The 18248-nt window shown below is 23.4% G+C and carries 19 protein-coding genes and 1 other RNA gene; 15 read left to right on the top strand and 5 right to left on the bottom strand.

All coding sequences use genetic code 4. The features are described from left to right. Positions 1 to 71 precede the first annotated feature (71 nt). The 11 genes from pyk to EXC57_RS04530 all read left to right on the top strand — a co-directional run bounded on the left by pyk (position 72) and on the right by EXC57_RS04530 (position 12151). Positions 72 to 1574, top strand: coding sequence for a pyruvate kinase (pyk, locus tag EXC57_RS04580; RefSeq protein WP_004024752.1), 1503 nt, complete (start codon positions 72 to 74; stop codon positions 1572 to 1574). 395 nt (positions 1575 to 1969) lie between these two features. Then, entirely contained in the window at positions 1970 to 2731 is a 762-nt protein-coding gene (locus tag EXC57_RS04575) for a hypothetical protein (RefSeq protein WP_004024751.1), read from the top strand. 490 nt (positions 2732 to 3221) lie between these two features. Next, the gene (locus EXC57_RS04570) at positions 3222 to 4538 is read left to right on the top strand and encodes a hypothetical protein (protein ID WP_129692697.1); all 1317 of its coding nucleotides are present in this window, start codon (positions 3222 to 3224) and stop codon (positions 4536 to 4538) included. 743 nt (positions 4539 to 5281) lie between these two features. Further along, positions 5282 to 5500, top strand: coding sequence for a hypothetical protein (locus EXC57_RS04565; protein ID WP_036452662.1), 219 nt, complete (start codon positions 5282 to 5284; stop codon positions 5498 to 5500). 150 nt (positions 5501 to 5650) lie between these two features. Beyond that, entirely contained in the window at positions 5651 to 6259 is a 609-nt protein-coding gene (gene rdgB / locus EXC57_RS04560) for an RdgB/HAM1 family non-canonical purine NTP pyrophosphatase (RefSeq protein WP_004024748.1), read from the top strand. Between the two features lie 49 nt (positions 6260 to 6308). Next, an RNA gene (gene rnpB / locus EXC57_RS04555) (RNase P RNA component class B) lies at positions 6309 to 6657 on the top strand. Between the two features lie 358 nt (positions 6658 to 7015). Further along, entirely contained in the window at positions 7016 to 7786 is a 771-nt protein-coding gene (locus EXC57_RS04550; protein WP_129692696.1) for an MAG4940 family membrane protein, read from the top strand. A gap of 430 nt (positions 7787 to 8216) precedes the next feature. Further along, positions 8217 to 8933, top strand: a complete 717-nt coding sequence (locus EXC57_RS04545) for a hypothetical protein (protein ID WP_004024745.1) — start codon at positions 8217 to 8219, stop codon at positions 8931 to 8933. Continuing rightward, entirely contained in the window at positions 8887 to 10725 is a 1839-nt protein-coding gene (uvrC, locus tag EXC57_RS04540) for an excinuclease ABC subunit UvrC (RefSeq protein ID WP_004024744.1), read from the top strand. The genes EXC57_RS04545 and uvrC overlap by 47 nt, the downstream gene beginning before the upstream one ends. Positions 10726 to 11074: 349 nt before the next feature. Beyond that, entirely contained in the window at positions 11075 to 11608 is a 534-nt protein-coding gene (locus tag EXC57_RS04535) for a ribonuclease H-like domain-containing protein (RefSeq protein ID WP_004024743.1), read from the top strand. A gap of 66 nt (positions 11609 to 11674) precedes the next feature. Further along, on the top strand, positions 11675 to 12151 hold the full coding sequence (locus tag EXC57_RS04530) for a metallophosphoesterase family protein (RefSeq protein ID WP_004024742.1): 477 nt from the start codon (positions 11675 to 11677) through the stop codon (positions 12149 to 12151). Here the strand turns inward: EXC57_RS04530 and EXC57_RS04525 are convergent. Genes EXC57_RS04525 through ispH form a run of 5 tightly spaced genes read right to left on the bottom strand, consistent with a single transcriptional unit; the run spans position 12135 to position 15605 of the window. Further along, positions 12135 to 12581: a GNAT family N-acetyltransferase gene (locus tag EXC57_RS04525; RefSeq protein ID WP_004024741.1), complete on the bottom strand. Its 447-nt coding sequence runs from the start codon at positions 12579 to 12581 to the stop codon at positions 12135 to 12137. The two genes, EXC57_RS04530 and EXC57_RS04525, sit on opposite strands and share 17 nt — an antisense overlap. Further along, a complete protein-coding gene (locus tag EXC57_RS04520; RefSeq protein ID WP_004024740.1) occupies positions 12562 to 13128 on the bottom strand; it encodes a hypothetical protein in 567 nt (188 codons plus the stop codon). The genes EXC57_RS04525 and EXC57_RS04520 overlap by 20 nt, the downstream gene beginning before the upstream one ends. Positions 13129 to 13130: 2 nt before the next feature. Then, a complete protein-coding gene (locus EXC57_RS04515; RefSeq protein ID WP_004024739.1) occupies positions 13131 to 14036 on the bottom strand; it encodes an RluA family pseudouridine synthase in 906 nt (301 codons plus the stop codon). An 8-nt stretch (positions 14037 to 14044) separates the two neighbouring features. After that, a complete protein-coding gene (locus EXC57_RS04510; protein ID WP_129692695.1) occupies positions 14045 to 14716 on the bottom strand; it encodes a signal peptidase II in 672 nt (223 codons plus the stop codon). Next, positions 14709 to 15605: a 4-hydroxy-3-methylbut-2-enyl diphosphate reductase gene (gene ispH / locus EXC57_RS04505; protein ID WP_004024737.1), complete on the bottom strand. Its 897-nt coding sequence runs from the start codon at positions 15603 to 15605 to the stop codon at positions 14709 to 14711. The genes EXC57_RS04510 and ispH overlap by 8 nt, the downstream gene beginning before the upstream one ends. A gap of 179 nt (positions 15606 to 15784) precedes the next feature. Here ispH and tpx point away from each other — a divergent pair, with 179 nt between their 5' ends. From tpx to EXC57_RS04485, 4 genes are all read left to right on the top strand, one after another. After that, positions 15785 to 16282, top strand: a complete 498-nt coding sequence (gene tpx / locus EXC57_RS04500; protein ID WP_004024736.1) for a thiol peroxidase — start codon at positions 15785 to 15787, stop codon at positions 16280 to 16282. A gap of 1 nt (position 16283) precedes the next feature. Continuing rightward, positions 16284 to 16748, top strand: coding sequence for a YhcH/YjgK/YiaL family protein (locus EXC57_RS04495; RefSeq protein ID WP_004024735.1), 465 nt, complete (start codon positions 16284 to 16286; stop codon positions 16746 to 16748). Positions 16749 to 16935: 187 nt separating this feature from the next. Beyond that, on the top strand, positions 16936 to 17691 hold the full coding sequence (locus tag EXC57_RS04490) for an NAD-dependent protein deacylase (protein ID WP_004024818.1): 756 nt from the start codon (positions 16936 to 16938) through the stop codon (positions 17689 to 17691). Next, on the top strand, positions 17681 to 18235 hold the full coding sequence (locus EXC57_RS04485) for an NUDIX domain-containing protein (protein ID WP_129692694.1): 555 nt from the start codon (positions 17681 to 17683) through the stop codon (positions 18233 to 18235). Before EXC57_RS04490 ends, EXC57_RS04485 begins: the two co-directional genes overlap by 11 nt. Positions 18236 to 18248: the final 13 nt, after the last annotated feature.

Genomic DNA, 18248 nt, shown 5'->3' with positions numbered 1-18248 from the left:
ATAACTAGTCATTTTTTGTTTATAGTATAATTTTTTTGTACCTTAAAATAACAATTTATATGGAGTTTTAAATGTTAAATAAAATTAAAAAAACTAAAATAATTGCGACGCTAGGTCCATCTGTAACTGGAAAAATATTTACTGAAAAAGAATATAAAGATCCAAAAAATAAAAAAGAAATTGAAAATGCCAAATTAACACTGAAAAGTATTTATGAAGCAGGTGTTAATGCTGTGAGGTTTAATTTTTCGCATGGTACATATGAAGAGCAATTAATTAAGTTAAGATTAGCAAGAGAAGTTGCAGAAGAAATGAACCTAAATATTGGTTTCATTTTAGATACAAAAGGACCTGAAATTAGGGTTCATAAAATGACTAAAGGTCAAGCTGAAATAAAAAAAGATTCAGAAGTAACAATTCATACAACAAAAAAAGTTGAAGGTACTTCTAAAGAGTTTTCTGTATATGATTCTTCAGGGACATATAATATGGCTAATGATGTTAAAGAGGGAGACACAATTTTTGTTGATGATGGTAAATTAAAATTAATAGCAACAAAAGTTGATGTAAATAAAGGCATCATTGTAACAACAGCTAAAAATACACATGCTATAAAGGATAACAAAAGAATTAATTTGCCAAATGCAAATTATTCTATTCCATTCATGTCTGAGAAAGATGCTAATGATATAAAATTTGCTATTGAAAACAATTTTGATTTTATTGCAGCATCATTTGTAAATAGTGCATCAAATGTTAATGAAGTTAGAAAATTACTAGATGAAAATGGTGGTAGCCACATAAAGATTATTTCAAAAATAGAAACTATGAATGCAATTAACTTAATTGATGAAATTATTGATGCATCAGATTCTATTATGGTAGCAAGAGGTGATTTAGGATTAGAAATTCCGTACTATGATGTTCCATATTATGAAAAATACATAATTAAAGCATGTAGACATAAAGGTAAAACAGTAATTGTTGCAACTCAAATGCTTGATTCATTAGAAACAAAAATGCAAGCAACAAGAGCTGAAGTAACTGATGTTTTCTTTGCAGTAGAACGTGGAGCTGATTCTACTATGTTATCTGGAGAAACTGCTAATGGTTTATATCCTGTAAATGCGGTAGAAGTTATGGCAACAATTGATAAATCTTCTGAAAATTTATTTGATTATGAACGTGCTTATAAGGTTTACTTTAAACACACACCTTTTATAAAAACAAAAGCTGGTAAAATTGCTACAAAAGTTGCAAAATATGTAACTCCAACTAGAGAAATTGCAAACGGAGTATTTGAATATGGTGCAATCATTTATATTGGTAATGATAAAAACACAATTGAAGCTTTATCAAATATTAGACCAGCTGCTCCAATTTATGTTTATACAAATGAACAATCATTTAAAAGATCTTTTTCAATAAACTATGGTGTTTTTGTAAATTATGTAGAAAACTACAATGAAATATTAATGAATCACACAAGCTTAATTGGTGAAATTAAAAAAGGATTACCAGAAGAAAGCAACAAAGTTATAGTTGTTATTAATAATAAAATTATTAGACAATAAAAAACACTTAACAAAATTTATTACTTTATTCCACAATCATCTGATTGTGGTTTTTTATTCATGACTTTAAATGATTACTTCTTTATTATTACAAACTAAATAGTTTAATAATTTAAATTCAATACCAAATATTTATATTCTAATTCGTTTTGCAATTAACTATGCTATTTGTAATTTATGGTTTTTTGAATTGTAAAATTATATATGACTTATAATGTTTATAAGTGAGTATAAAGGAAGTCAAAATAAAACAAAATATCAAACTAGTTTATTAAGAATCTAATTTTATAACCTGATAAATAAGATTACAGTAATGGTTTGTTAAAGCTCCTATTTTTAATTTGGTTGTATTTTATTGAAACAATCTTTTATTCTTACTAACAAAAGGAGAATTTATGAATGAAGCTCAAAAAGATAATGATTTAATTGAGGACGTTGATCAAAATAATAACATTGGAAGTTATTTTAAAGAAAAACAACAATGTATGTCTCCATTAGGAAAAATTAACATAGCAAAAAAAGATGTAGATATACTTAATAATTCCAATGAGTGATTAAACTATAGTAAAGCAGTTTTTAACAACAAAAGAAATTATAAAAAATATAAAACAATTGTAGTTTCAACAATTATTCAATTTATATTATCAGTAATAGGTATTGTTTCAGTAATTGTAAATATACCTTTTGCTATTAATAAAGAGTTTAATAATGTTGCTTTCTTTAGCGTTGGCGCATCTTGTTTAGTGATTCTATTCTTTATTTTTTTAGGAATTTTTCATGACTATAGAGGATGATATCTAGGTCAATCATCATTGGTGGAATCAAGCAAAAAGATAATGCCAGTATTTTATTTTTTTGGTGAATATTTAAAAAGTAAATTTGAAGCTATTAATAATATAAAACCTTCCCAAGAAAGAATAGAACAAATTAAACAAAATTACAATTCTATTTATTATAAACTTCATGAAAAACAAGAAAGTGATTTTGAAAATAATAATAAAAAAATAAGCAACAAAATTAATGAAACAAATTATGTTTCTAAATATGATAAAGTAATGAAACTATTAAATGTCTTCAATTGAACTTATGACTTTTTATCAATTTTAATTGTCGTTTCTATGTTTTTAACTATACTTAGCATGTTAAAAATTATTTAAGAAGTATAAGATAAATAATGTTTTATTAAGATGTGAAGCGCAATGCTTCAATCATGCTTAAACTCTTAACTTTGAAATATAAGTTGAGAGTTTTTTATTTTGAATATTTTTCTAATACAATTTGATAATTTATTTCATAACCAAATATTTTTAACATGTTATTTTTTTCATTATATGTTTTTTATTTATCTTCACTCACTAAACTAAAGTCAGTTCTTTTTTATATCATTTCCTAATTAATCCATTTATCTTTTTGTTAGTTTAACTTTGAAATGATTAATAAGGGATTGGCAATAGCAAAATTTAAAGTTGATTTGTTTTGTTGTTATAAATATCATTTTTTCACTTCTAATAATAAAGAACATTCTAATTATTGTTGATCTATAATTTTACTTTTTGTGTTTTTATTAATTGCCAATATTGTTTTTTATCAATGTTAGTTAATTAAATATTGAAAATTAATAAATAATATAAATTGTCACGATTTATAATGTTTATAAAAAGGGGAGAAAAAAATGAAAAAAACAAAAGTAATAATTTTAAGTGGGTTGTTTGCTACAACAATTGGAATAGCAACTCCATAATAAATAGTTATTCATCTTATAATGTTATTAAAGAAATTAATGGTTCTGAATCTGTTGAAAAAGGTGTAGATAAAATAATAAATGTTCCTGTATCAAAAGAAGAGCAAATGGAAATGTTTAAAAACGTTTCTGTGGATGATGTTATGGAACAATTTACTAATGAAAGAAGTCTAATGTATGCTACAGTTAATTCTATAAATGATTCAAATTTTGAAAACAAAAATGTATATGATGAAATTAATAAAAACAAGGAACATTTTAAAAATATAGTAGAGGGAATAATAAGTGGAGAAATTTCTATTGAAGAAATAAACAATAATTTGGAAAATTACAAGCAGCATAATGAATCAAATTATGATGCCATTATTAAAGATATTAATTCATCAGTAAATGTAGAGCGTTACAATGATAATTTTGAAACTCCTAATTTTAAAATTAACAACTACTCATATACTAACCAAGACAAAATTAATGACGTAGTTTTAGTTGATGACAATGGAGTAGAATACACTATAACCTATGATCAATTAGCATTATTTACTAAGATAGAAAAATTTTTATCTAGATTAGAAATGTACAGAGATAAAACTTATGGTGTAGCAATAGCTTCATCAGTTTTAACTGCCGCTTCTTGAGCTATAGCTGCATTTTACTGATCTGCATGATGAATGTTTGGTACAAATATACCTTTTGCTGTTGCAGCGACTGTACAAGCTGGTCTATCTACTTGGACATCTGTAGAATATTTTAAAGAATATTATAAGGCAGTAGACGATGTTAAAAATTTTAAAAGTATAATTGATGATAGTGAATTCAAGGATTTGAAAATAGTAAGCTCTAAACTTATTGAAATTTCAAAAAGTAAGTTAAGCGATTCTGCTATAAGTTTTTCAAAGTTTTTATTAAGTTTTACAAATATTTCTAGGCTAGTGCTAAAATTAGTTAATATAGGGCTTCAAAAATTGTTTAATATAATAGTTGATTCATTTAATAATATAATTAAGAAATTCAACTCCATATCATTTAAGATGATTTTAAAACAAATGAACTCTAGAGTTGCTAAATTTGCAAGTGAAACTATTGTGAAAAAAACAGCTATGAAAGCAGTTTCTTGAGCATCTCCGGCGTCTCATGTACTAACAGCATTAGATATTGTTTTAAATATTTGTAGTTTCGGAGCTGATATTGGAATATTTAATCCGAGTGAGATTGAAAAATGATAAATTTTTTTAAAGAAAAAAATATTGCCAGACAACTAAAAATAGAGGAAATGATTAATAGAGCTAAAAAAGAATATGAATCCGATAAGAAAATGCTAAATGGCCCTATAGATTTTAATGATTATAAAAACTGATCTAAAAAAAATAAATTCATAAATATTTTCTTTTATAATTTTGATTTTGAAAGGTTTGAAAATATTTTAAATTCACCCTTTGATCCAAAGGGTTTCTTTATTGAATTCCTAAAGTTTTCCCATAGGTTTTATAGAGAACCCAAAAACATTATCATTTTTATTCTTAGTTGTTTGTTTTATATAATATTTACTGTATTTTTTTGAGCATCATCTATTGCTTTTTTATATTACTTTTTGTATGTTCTTGATCATTTTACAAACATAAGGGAAAAAGAATTAACTTTTGTTTATACTGTAGTAACAATATTTTATTATTTAATGTTTTTTTTATATATATGAAAGTTAAAACTAAGATTAAAATCCATACCTGAGAAAAAATATAAAGCAATACCCTATTTATCAAGAACTTGAAGAGGAAATTGTTTGAGTAATATAACATTTTGACTTTTCATAAATTTTTTTAAAAAAAATAAATACATTTTTATTTTGTATAAATTAAATGATATTAAGTATAGTTATTTATACGAACGTATTTATCTTTTTTATGAGAGCCTTTGCTGACGATTATTTTTAGAATTTACTGAATTTAAAGATAAAAAATGAGTTGAAAATATGAAAGAAACAAAGTTAATAAATGAAATGAAATTAATGAACCTAAAAGATTTAAAGAAACTTAAAAAATTAATAAATACAAATAAAGTAAAATGAAAGTCTCAGTCAATTTCTATGGTCTTTTTGTATTGGTTTACCAAAGAAAATTTCTCATTTTTTTTAACATTATTATCAACTATAATAATTTCAGTAACTGCTGGGGTATTATATTTTTCTTAGAATTGTTTAATTTATATTTTTAATATGATTTATAGGATTTATAAAAATCCTGTTTTTTTAATACTAAATAAAACCAATATAGTATTAACAATCTTTATTTTTTAAAATAAATGCATTTTATATTAGTTATTATTTAATATAATAATTATCGTGAAAAAGATTATTTATATTTGTTCAACTAACCAAAATAAGATTAATGAAATAAATTCATTTTTTGAAAATCATAAATTGGATTTTCAAATTTTTAAGTCTCCAGTTGATATTTCTGGAATAGTTGAGAATGGTGACTCTTTTTATGAAAATGCAAAAATTAAAGCTTTATTTCTAGCTGAAAAAATTAATTATTCAGAATATGTATTAGCAGATGATTCTGGTTTGTGTGTTATGTCATTAAATAATTTTCCAGGAATTAATTCTGCAAGATTTTCTGTTGATGGTAGGTTTGATTATGAAATTAAAAATGATTATTTATTAAACGCAGTTAGAAATAAAGATAATGCTGCTAAATTTATTTGCAGTTTAGTTTTAGTTGATAAAAATGGAAGAATTCATAATTTTGAAAGCCATTGTAATGGAAGACTTAGAAGAAATATTTCGCCTTCAAAAAACGGATTTGGTTTTGATCCAATATTTTTTAGTGATGAAGTGAATAAATTTTTTAGTGATTTAAGTATAGAAGAGAAAAATAAATATTCACATAGAGGGAAAGCGCTGAAATTACTGGTGGATTATTTTAAAGATAAAAATTCTATTTACTAAAAATTAAACTATTTAATTTAGTTATTTTTTTGATAATATTAATTTAGTTAATAATAGTTGATCGCTGCATATCACTATATGTAGAGGAAAGTCCATGCTAGCATTATCTGAGATGATAATAATGTTTGTGCAGGTATATAAAAAATAAAACCTGGTACATACTTTAAGTATGTAACGACATTTTATAAACCTAAGTCTTTTGATAAGGTTTGTGAATCTAAAGTGCCACAGAGACGAGTTGTAATGAAAGTTACAATGTGAAACGCGGTAAACTCCTCAAGCTAGAAACCTAAATTTTGGTAAGGGAACTTTTTAATAAGAAATGAATTATTAAAAGGATGTTGAAAAACATAGATAAATGATCAACGCTCCTATGAGTACAGAACATGGCTTATTTTATTAACTCGATGCCCATTATTGGGCTTTTTTATTTTATAAAAATAAAAATAATGCAAAAATCATAGTTAACACATTTTTAATGATCTGCATTTAAGATATAATATAATTCTAATTGTTAAGGGTTTATTGAATACTAGTAAAAAAATTGGTTCCTGATGGTTCCCATTAAATGAACGGAAAAAAGAAGAAATAGTATTTTAGTATTCTTTATCAAAAAATAGTGGTTTCCACTATTTTTTTGTTTCTTTTTAAGAATAGGAGTACAATTTTGATTAGGAGTTATTTTTATGGTTAACGAACTAAATATAGTAAAGTCTTCAACATATAAAATATTGTCATCTTATTGAGATACATCTATTGCTATGTGTTGTTTTATTTGCAAGTTTTGTATTAGCTTTTTCTATATTAATTTCGTCTTTTGTCTTAAAAAAATATTATTCTGATGTTACAAGTAAATCTCCTTTTATAAAACCTATATCTTTGGTAATGTGTTTATTAACAGCAATAGTTGTTGCATGATTAGTACAAACTTTTACAAGGAGAGGTACAGTTGATGAGGGAAGCATATCATATTTTGTCTTGTCTATAGCATCCTTTTTTGGAAGATTTGTTTATGAAAGTGTTTACAATAATGAGGTTTTGTTTAAGGGGCTTTTTTATCTTATAGGAACAAATATTTTAGGTAATTTATTGGGGTTTGGTTTAGGTGTTTTAATATTACATTTATTTGATAAAAACAATAAATCTGAACCAATGACTAGTTTTAAATTAACTTTTTATTATGAACCTATAAAAACAAAAGTTTCTGTTATAAAAGATTTGGTAGTGTGATTTATATTTGGAGCTACAGCTCCTTTTATTGGTTATCTTGCTGTTTATGAAAGTAAATTTATAACTCCATTTACAGCAATTTTAATGGTTATGTTTGTTGTATTTCTTACTTTATTTTGCACTCAAAGATTTGGTTTCTATAATGGAAATTTAGTTTATTCATCTTGTTCGCATTTGTCAAACATTTTGTTTTTTAAACATGAAAAAAGAAAAACAATAATAATTAATGTGTTGTTATCATATCCAATTACAATTATTTTTCCTTGTATTTGAGGAGCTATATATGCTGTAACATAAAATTATAATTTTTTACTAAATTTTATATTTATTATTATGTTGCTTTTTTTGTCGATTTGTTAGATAATTATATTGTGACATTTTTATTTTCGAGTGTTATAAGCAATAAAGATAATTAAAATAATCTTGCTTTTATTTAAATATGATGGAACTTGTGTTAAGTTTTAGGTAAGGTTTATAATTTGAATGTATCCTAATTACAGCATAAAAGCCCTTATATTGTGGTCGAGTAAAAGGGTTGTGCCATATACACAATGCAACAGATTATTAAGACAAAAGTTTATCATTTAGCTGATTAGCATAAGAGAGTTTTATGAGTCTGTAAGTTTATTAAGACAAAACTATAAAAATGACATGGTGAGTGGTAGTTAACCTAAATGGTTAACTTTTTTTATTTTTGTGTATTATTTAATCAAGGATATAAGATAATATGACTTTGTTTACAGAACCTTTTGTTAGAGATATAAAAAATGTTAACAAATACAATGAATATGTTCAAAAAGTAAAAGATAAATTTAATCTTAAAACAATTGAAAAAAAATATTTTAATCCAAAAAAATTTATCCAAATAAGAGAATTTGATTTTTATTTAGCTTATTCATTTAGTTTAATAAAACAATGAATTAATCAAAACGAAATATACACTGATAAATACATAAGAACTTTAGAAAAAATAATAAAAAAATTACATTTAAATAAACATTTAAATTCTTTGGAAAAAGAGTATATTATTCACTTTAGATCTATTATGTTTGCTAAAAAAAGAAATTTAAAAAAACTTATAGTAGATTTTCCGCTAGAAAGAGATATTGATATTGAAAAAAAATTTTTCATCTTTAAAAAAATTCATGTCCTAAATGAAGAAAATGCTTATTATAACTTTGATAATTGTAGTTTTTTAAAATTATCAAACAATAATAAAAAAGAAAATATTGTAAATAATACTTCTATTTACTTAACTGATAGAAGAATGGTAATTCATGATAATTTAAACTTCTTTTCTTTTAGATATGATGAAATAGACTCTTATAAAATTGGTATTTTATATTTTGAATTTAATTATAAAAATAATAAATATTTTGTAAAAACTGAAAATAAATATGAATTCTTTATTTCATATGAAAGGGCTAATAAATTGTATAATTAATAACATGAAATACAATAATGACTACATAAAAAACAAATTAATTAATGCGCCAAAAAAACCAGGATGTTATTTATGAAAAGATAAAAATGGTGTAGTTATATATGTTGGAAAAGCAAAAAATTTATCTAATAGAACTAAACAATATTTCAATAATAGAGTTGATATAAAAACTTCAAAGTTAGTTAAAGAAATATGTGACGTTGACTTTGTTGTTGTTAATAATGAAAATGAATCTTTGTTATTAGAAAATAATTTAATTGCAAAATACAAACCTAAATACAACATATTGCTTAGAGAATCTAATAGTTTTCCATATATAGTTGTAACCAAAGAAGAACATCCTAGAATACTGTATAGTCATGACAATAAAAAGAAAATAAAAGGTACATATTATGGTCCCTTTGCTACTCCTACTATGAAAAAGTATGAGTTATATAATTTTATAAATAGAATGTTTCCATTAAGGAAATGTAAAACACTTCCTAAAACTAAATGTATTTACTATGATATAGGGTTATGCCTTGGCCCATGTATAAATAAAATAACTAAAGAAGATTATGAACCACACTTAAAAAAAATTAATGATTTTTTTAGTGGAAAATATAAAGATATAGATAAAAGTTTGGAAGAAAAAGAAAAATATTTTGCATCAAAACTTATGTTTGAAGAATCTCAAAAATATCTTGATTTAAGAAAGAATTTAAAAGCTTTTTCTGAAAAACAAGATATAGTTTTTTCTAAAAATAATAATGAGGACATCATAGGTTTTTCAATAAAAGAAAATATAATATCTTTAGTTATTTTTAAATATGTCAATGGAAATTTGTTAAGTAAATATGATATTACAACTGTTTTTTATGAAGAAGTAGAAGAAATAGTTGAAACACTAGTTTTTGATTATTACAAAAATATAGTTATAGAAAAACCTAAAAATGTATATATTTCTATTTCTAATATGTCATTAAAAAAACTTTCTGATTCTTTAAATATAAACTTTATAAATCCCATTCAAGGATCTAAAAAAGAAATGCTTTTGACAGCAGTTGAAAATGCACAGTTGCTTATTAAAAATAAATTTTTAAAAGTTGTTTCTGATTATGAACGTGAGTGAAATTCTTTGTCTGAACTTGAAGATTTAATTGGTATAGATGATTCTTATTTAATAGAAGTTTTTGATAACTCTAACTTTTTTAATGATGATAAAGTTTCTGCAATGATTGTTTATGAAAACGGTGCTAAAAATAAAAAATTATATCGTAAATACATTATCAAAAATAAAGAAGCATCATCAGATTATGAGTATATGAAAGAAGTTATTTATCGAAGATATAGTAGTGTGTTACAAAAAAAAGAATCACTTCCAAATTTAATTATTGTAGATGGAGGACACATTCAAGTAAAAGCAGCTCTTGAATCATTAAGTAAACTTAATTTAGATAAAGTAGTTCCAGTAATTGGACTTGCAAAAAATGATAAACATAAAACTGACAAAATTGTCAAATGAGATTTTACAGAAATACCTTTGGATAAAAAAAGTAATTTATATTTCTTTCTTCTAAATATGCAAGATGAAGTTCATAGATTCGCCATAAGTTTTCATAGGGATAGAAGAAGCAAATCATTATTTACAAATTCTCTTTATTCAGTAAAAAAATTAGGCAAAAAAAGAATTGATAAATTAATTTCTAAATATCAAACCTTAGATAATATTTTGAATGCTGACATCGAAGAATTGTCTCAAATTGTACCAAGAGATCTTGCGATAGAAATAAAAAAATTAAAAGATAAATAGTTCTAGTTTATTAATAAAAACTTTAATTTATTTAAACACAAACTGTAAAAGAGTTTGTGTTTTTATTTTTAAGTTTTTTAAATTTTTAAAAAAGTTATTTATTCTTGTTAATGATATTTATTTTGTTTTAATTCGTTAATTAATATCAAAATAAAATATAAAAAAAATTAAGTCTTTTAATAAATTAAAAGAAAAAATATAATAACTAAATAAATAGTAATTTTACTTTTTCAAAACAATTTTTTATAATATAATAACTATTTATGGTTATTTTTTTACAAATTATAATTAAATATTGTAAAATATATAAGATATATTGATTTCTAACCGATGATTAGGAGGGTCAGAAATGTTAAAGGATTTATTTAAAGACCGTAAAGTTGTGATATTTGATATCAAAACCACTGAAGAGGGAATGGATTCTGAAATTCTTTATTTTGCTGCTAGGGTTTATGTTAATAATGAAATGGAATCTAAACACAATTTTTTCATCGCTACAGATAAAAAATTAAATGGAAGAATTATTAGAAAATATAGAATAACTAATAAAAAAATTGAAAGTGAAGGGATTGACAAAATGTCAGCTCTTGAGAATATAGCTTTTATTTTCCAAGATGCAATTTTATTTACTTTTAATGGCGACAACTTTGCATATCCATTACTAGAAAAAATTTATAACCAACATGGTTACAATTTAGAATTATCAGAAATAGATGCATTAAAATTGGCTAAACAAATCATTGGTTTTGATGACGACATATCTTTAGAGGAACTAGCAACTAAATTAGGTGTGAAATACGACGAAGAAAGATTGTTAGGCGCTCCTTACACAACTATGGTTTTAGAAAAAATTTGATTCAGACTAAAATCATTTATTATATAATAAAGTCTTTTATTTTTATATAATCTATCAAATTGATAGATTTTTTTTATTTTTATAAGGGGTTTTATGAAAATACTTATAGTTTCAGATACACATGGTAATATTTCTAATTTAACTAAAGTTATTAATAACAATAAATATGATTATGTCATTCATGCTGGTGACTTTTGTGTTGGTTATTCAGAAATTAAAAAATATGTTGATTATGTTGTTGCTGGCAACAATGATTTTGAGGGTGAAAAAGAATTATTTTTTGAAATTGATGGAATAAAATTTGTTTTGCTTCATGGAGAATATTTTGATAGTTTTTTTGACTATAGTAATAGATATAAAAAAATGGTTGACCACTATAGTGACAAAAATGTTGATGTCATAATAAGTGGTCACACTCATATTGAATATTGTGAATTAATTTCTAATGTTTTATGCATTAATCCAGGATCACTTTATTTACCTAGAAATCATAGTAGAACTAAAACATATGCTGAGTTAATAATAGAAAATAAAAAAATAATTGATTGTGTGATTAAAGAATTGGATTAAATAACATTAAAAAAGCATCACTACCATCATGATAATAATTTTTCCTCGTTTTGTATTTAACAAAACCATTTTTTAAATAAAAAAAATATGCATTATTATTTTGATTAACTTCAATAAAAATCTTTAATTTTGAATATTTTAATTTTATTTGATTTATCAAATATGTACCAAATCCTTTATTTCTGTGTTCTTTTTTTGTTGCTATTTTATATATTTCTATTTCACTTTCTGTAATAAATAAAATTGCATAACCAACAAACTCATTTTTTTGATAAAGACAAACTAAATTATAATTTTCATTATTTTTAAAATAACAAAGTTCTTCATATGAATAAGAATTCAAATTAAAATAATCGTTTTCCATTTCTGAAATTAATTTCAATTCTTTATCATTTACATCAATTGATCACTTACACAGCAGGTTTAACATAATTTGGAATTATCCTATCAACATTTATAAAATTATCTTTATTAAATTCTCATTTAAAAATAGGGTTTTGTATATCCTTAATAAAATTTACTAAAAGTTTTTCAGAATATAAAGATAATTTTAATTTGTCTTTTGAAATAAGATTAACTATATGTTTTTTATTTTTGTTTGTTGAATCAAAATTAATATTCACGTAATAAAAATTAGATTTAGCATCCAAAATATTTATTGTTTTTTTAGGTGCTGAATTTCATAAGCAAGTATTTAACTGTTTTAATACAACAGTTGGAAAAAATTGTTTCCAAGTATTTGCAAAAATGGACACAAGTTTAATTGAAGTAAAAGAACCAGGACCATTAATTATTAACAATTCACTAATCATATTTTTTGTAATCATATTTTTTTGCAAAAATTGATCTACTGAATCAACTAATATGTCTGTTAAATTTTTGTTTTGCATAATAAAAAATGTACTAACAATTTTATTATTAATATCTATTAACAAAAGTTCTAAATAATTTAAACTGCCATCTATTAATAATTTCATATTTATTTTCCATACTTTCTTATATATTCAGTGAATTCTTTTGGCATATCTATTTTAACTTCTATATGTTTTTTTGTTATAGGATGTATAAAGTTTATTTGATCAGCAACAAGATATTGTCCATAACTTGTTGTTTTTTTATTACTTCCATAAACAGGATCATTAACAATGTTGTGTTTAATGTATTTAGCATGAACTCTTATTTGGTGAGTTTTTCCTGTTTTTAATTCACATCTAACCAAAGATATATTTTTAAAATCTTCTAATTTATAAAAAATTGTTATTGCATCTTCAGCGTCATAATCTGTTGACACTTCTCTTTTATTTGTGTTTTTTATTCTTTTTAGTGGGGCTTGAACTTCAATTTTTTTCGAATCTAAATGTCCATTAATTAAAGCTAAGTAATATCTATGTATTGAATTGGTAACAAACATTTCTTTAAGTAATGATTCTGTATTTTTATTTTTTGCAACAATAATTAGACCAGAAGTATCTTTGTCTAGTCTGTGTACAATACCATTTCTTAAATCATTAAACTCATTTTTAATTTTATTTTTTTCAAAATAAAATTTGATTGCATTAGCTAATGTATTATCTTCACCATATGATGTTGGATGAACTATTATCCCACTAGATTTGTTAACAATCATTAAATATTCATCTTCAAAAACAACATCTATTTTATAATCCCAAGATTTTAATTCATCTTTTATTTTGTATTCTTTTTTGTTGTTTGAAAGTTCAATAAACTTTTCTTTATCTACTATAACATTGCTTTGCTCTGAAACTTGAAAGTTGTTTTTTGTTATTTGTTTTCCATTAACAAAAACACAACCACTATTAATTAGTGATTGAGATTCTTTTCTTGATATATTATTTGTTTGACTTAAATATAAATCTAGTCTCATAATTAAATTTATCTTCTTTCTTCTATTATCTTTTCTTTATTGTTTTCATATGTTTTATTTTCGCTATTTTCTTTATCATAGTGTAAATAATCTATAATTGTTTGAACAATTAATTTAATTAATACAATTATTACACCCGCAAGAACATAAACATCAGGCATATTAAAAATTGCTGAACCACTTATGAAACTAAAAGAAAAATAATCAACAACAGCATTAATGGTTTGTTCTGTTGGTACTATATTATGTGTATATACATCAACAATTGATCTATCTATTACATTAGACATTCCGCCAGTTATAATCATAGAAAAACCAACATCAAATCAAGCAGATTTAGTAAATACCAAAAAAAACATTGAAATTATAATTGGCAAAATTTGAATAAAATAAACAAAAGAAACAGATGCATTTTCAAAAGCGCTGAATGCTACACCATTATTTCCGACTACTTTTATATCAATAAATCCAGGAATGAAACTACCATAAGCAGATGTTTTTTGAAGAATTGCATCTCTTATTAAAAATGATGATAAAAAAACTAAAAAACTTATTCCTAAAAAAATTGCAAGTTTTCTTATTCATATTTTTGTTTTGTAAATAGATATTAACTGTTTTACTATCTTATCTCTATATTTATTTATAGTTAGTTTAAATTTTAGATTAGTTTTTTTATTCATTATTTTTTACCTTTTCAAAGTATTTATCAAGATGTTTTATTATTTCTGTTGTAACCCAAGTTGGTGTTGAGCACCCAGAAGTTATTGCTACATGTTTTTTTGAATTAAATCATTTGTTATTTATTGATTTTAAATCAGATACTAGATACGATTCAACCCCCATTGACTTTGCAATTGTTACAAGTTTTTTTGAATTATTAGAATTAATATCACCAACAACCAATAATAGATCAATTGTTTTATCCATGTTAATAACAGCTTGCTGTCTATCAAGTGTGGCATTACATATATCATTTTTAAATTCTATATTGGTAAATTTATTTTTTAGTTCTTTAACTATGTCATAAAAATCAAGAATTGATATTGTTGTTTGGTTTGTAACAAAAATTTCATCATTTTTATTAAAAGGAATATTTTTTATATCATCTGGAGTTTCTAATAAAAATATGTTTTGGTTTAATGATAATATTGCAACTGTTTCTGGATGTTTATTAACACCTATAAAAAGAATTTTTTTACCTTCATTAATTTTTTCAATAATTATGTTGTGTGTTTTTGTAACATAAGAGCAGGTAGTATCATAAACTATAAACCCCTTTTGTTTTGCTAACTCTATTATTGATTTGTCTGTTCCATGAGCTGAAAAGATTACTATTGGGTTATCTGAATCATCAATTTGATCTATAATTTTTTTTCTGTCTGTATTTCTATCTCCTAAAGTTATTATGCCCATTTTTGAAAGATCATTAATCATATGTTCATTGTGTACAAGTCATCCTATTAAATACTTTTTTTTGTTTGGGAATTGGTGTGAAATTTTTTTACATACAACTCAAGCGTCAACAACACCTTGACATAAACCCCTTGGTGTAATTTTTGTAAATTTCATTTCAACTCCTTATTTGTAAACTTATTATTAATCAATATTAGTTATTAGATTATATTATTATGATGTTTAAATAATTTAATATATTTTTCTCAATCTCTTAAAATTTAATTTTTAATAATATTAGTAATATATTAAATAATATATAATCAACTTATTAAGTTAAAAAAGGGGGATGGAACATGAGAGATATAAAAAAAGAAATTCTTGAGTTTGAAAATGTTTTATTAAAAGAGGGCGATACATTAAAAGATTTTTCTTTGAGTGATTTTACTCTTAATGATTTATCTTTAAGTGATTTTGAAGGCAAGATTAAATTGTTTTCCACTTTCCCGTCAATTGATACAGGTGTTTGTGACTTACAAACAAAAGAATTAATGAAAATGGTTTCTAAATTAGATAATGTTGTATTAATAAATGTAAGTATGGATTTGCCTTTTGCATTTAAAAGATGATGCAATAATGAAAGCTATGAAAACGTTTTTTTATTATCAGATTATAAAACTCATAATTTTGCAAAAAATTGTGGGTTACACATTAAGTATTTTAATTTAATATATAGAGCATTTTTTATTGTTGATAAAGATAATAAAGTTACTTATTTGCAAAGATCTAAAAAGATTGGTGAATCATTAGATTTTGAAGAAATCAAAAAAGAAATAAAAAAAATTGGTGGATAAAATGATTTTAACAACTATAGCAAATTTAAAACAATATAAAGGAATAAATAGTTTATTGGATTACTTAATTAATTTATTGACAAGTGTTGGGTTTTCAGAATTTAACAGACCTGAAACTCAAATTGGTCAAAATAAAGATATTTATGTTAAAAGAACTACATCTGTTGGACAAGACATAGAGAATCTTACTTTTAAAAGTTTTAATAAGACTATTACTTTATATGTTGTTTTGGAAGGGAATGAAACAATTGGTTTTTATCCATATAACAACGATGTACCATATTCTAATAAAACAGAATTGATAGAAACTAATTCTTGTGAGTATACAGGTGTTGCAGATTATGCTAAATACTTTTTGTTATCAAAAAATGATATTGCTATTTTTATGGAAGATGAAATTCATCTAACTGATTTAAAATATGATGATAATGAAGTCACAAAACTTACCTTTAAAATAAGTTATTAGATTTCAATTTATGGAAAATAAAAAGAGGGTAAAACCCTCTTTTTAGCCCCCATAAATTGAACGGAATAAAGAAATAAAACAAAAATAAATTGGGAGCACTATTATTATATTTATATAATTCAAAATGTAAAGTAATTTAAAATTATTGTTTTTACTTATATAAAATAGTTTTTTATGAGGAGTAATTGTGAGTAATTTAAAAGTACAAAAAATTGCTAATGCAATTTATGAAAACAAAAATATAGTTTTCTTTGGTGGTGCTGGTGTTTCCACAGCAAGTGGTATACCAGATTTTAGAAGTAGTAATGGTTTATTTGACAAAAAATTCAAAGGAATAAGTCCTGAAACAATTGTTAGTCATGATTTTCTTTTACATGAAACTGAGCTATTTTATGAATTTTATTTTAATAATTTAGTTTACCCAAATGCAAAACCTAATTTTACTCATAAGTTTATAGCTTGATTAGAAAAATATAAAAATGTAATTGTTGTAACCCAAAACATTGATGATCTTCACCAACATGGTGGTTCATCAAATGTTATTCAAATACATGGTACAACTTCTTCTTATCATTGTATGAAATGTTTTAAAAAATATAGTTTAAAAGATATATTAAAATTCAAACCAAGCGTTCCTTTATGTTCATGCACTGGAATAATTAGACCTGATGTTACTTTGTATCAAGAAGCATTAGATGAAAAGACAGTAGGTAAAGCAATAAATGCTATATCAAATGCAGATGTTTTGATAATTTGTGGAAGTTCTTTGGTTGTATACCCAGCGTCTTTTTATATTAATTACTTTGAAGGTGAAAAACTTATTATTGTTAATAAACAGCAAACAAGTTATGATAAATATTCAGATATAGTGATTAATGATGATATGAATAAAGTGTTTAAAGAAATAAAGAAGATATTGGAAGATAAAATAAATGAAAAATAATAAATTACTTTATTCAACATATCATCTAAGTTTATATCAAACAGAAAAAGGGTTTGTATATGCTCAAAGAAGATCTATAAATAGTGTTGCTTGCTTGGTGTTTAAAATTATTAATGATAAATATTACTTTTTAATAAGATATCAACCAATGCCTGAAATTTTAGAAAAAAAATTATGATCTGATTTATATCCTTGTCCAATAACTGGTTCTATTGAAGAAAATGAAAAACCAATAAAAACAGCAATTAGAGAAGTTTTTGAAGAAGGTGGAATTATAGTAAATGAAAACAATGTTATCGAATCATCTATTTGTATTTCAACCACACAAATGAATGAAAAAGTATATAATTTTTTAATTGACGCAACAAATTGCAAACAACAAAAACCAAGTGGCGATGGAACTATTTTCGAATCTGTAAGTACTAATAAATGAATAGACAAAAACAATTTATTGAAAATTATTTTTGAAAACAAAGATAAAACACATTTAATCTCATTAGAGTCTTGTTATTTATTGTTTTTAAAATATAAAAATAATTTATAACTTTAATAATAGT

This window comes from Malacoplasma iowae, assembly GCF_900660615.1.
Taxonomy (GTDB): Bacteria; Bacillota_I; Bacilli_A; order Mycoplasmatales; family Mycoplasmoidaceae; genus Malacoplasma; species Malacoplasma iowae.
The sequence above is the reverse complement of the archived record's forward strand: the minus strand, read 5'-3'. Positions and strand labels throughout refer to the sequence as shown.